Origin of the sequence: Mycobacterium intermedium, assembly GCF_002086275.1 — a bacterium.
GTDB classification, from domain to species: Bacteria; Actinomycetota; Actinomycetes; order Mycobacteriales; family Mycobacteriaceae; genus Mycobacterium; species Mycobacterium intermedium.
This window is the reverse complement of record NZ_MVHT01000271.1, coordinates 1-910: the sequence shown is the minus strand read 5'-3', so window position 1 is coordinate 910 and position 910 is coordinate 1. Positions and strand designations below refer to the sequence as shown.

Genomic DNA, 910 nt, shown 5'->3' with positions numbered 1-910 from the left:
GACAAGGCAGCCCACTAAGAAAACGAGTTCCCATCCAACCCACTACAGGAGGTGCACTATGAAGCCAAGCCCTTGTCTAGGGCGTCGCCGACCGAGCCGACCGAGGGGTCCACCCCTTCATCGACCAGGCGTTGGGTGAAGGCCACCGACGTGTATTGACTGCCGGCGTCGCTGTGCGCTATCAGCCCGTGCAGGGTGGTGGTGCCGTCCTGGGCGCGGGTGAAGAACGCATGCTCGACGGCGTCGAGGACCAGGTCGGTGGTCATTGATCTGGCCGCCCGCCAGCCGACGATCCGGCGACTGTAGGCATCGATGACGAACGCCACGTAGACGAACCCCAGCCATGTCCACACATAGGTGAAGTCGGCTACCCACAACCGATTTGGTGCACACGCGTAGAAACGCCGGTCCACCAGATCCGGATATCTGACATGGCTTTCGTCGGCGATGGTGGTCTTGTGCTTGGCCCCGTACCGCGCACCCTCCCAACCCTGTTCGCGCATGATCCGCTCCACCGTGCAGCGGGCGACATCATGGCCTTGGCCACGCAGCCAGATCCACAACTTGCGTGACCCCAACGTCTGGACGAACCGACCGTTCTTCTTGTCTTCCCGTGCCGCGGTGATGATCTTGACCACCTCGGCGTCACGGATCTGGCGACGGGTCGGGGTCTTGGCGATCCACTCGTAGTAGGTCGACGGGCTGATCGACACGCCATGCTCAGAGAGCACGGCGCACATGGGCTCGACACCCCAGCGCAGCCCGGCCCCACCGTTGGGGCCGGCCACCTGGTGGTCCTTGTGTTCGGCGATGAACTGAATCACCGTCTCGCGGGCCGGTCGGTGAAAGTCGGCCCGGGACGCGGTGACAACCGTTGGGGTTGTTCCGTTTTCCCGGGCCGCTTCCCGAA

General features: G+C 63.7%; 1 pseudogene. It reads right to left on the bottom strand.

The annotated features are described in order from the left end of the window. Positions 1-62 precede the first annotated feature (62 nt). Positions 63-842, bottom strand: a pseudogene (locus BST27_RS30630) (IS3 family transposase); the annotation flags it as partial. Positions 843-910: the final 68 nt, after the last annotated feature.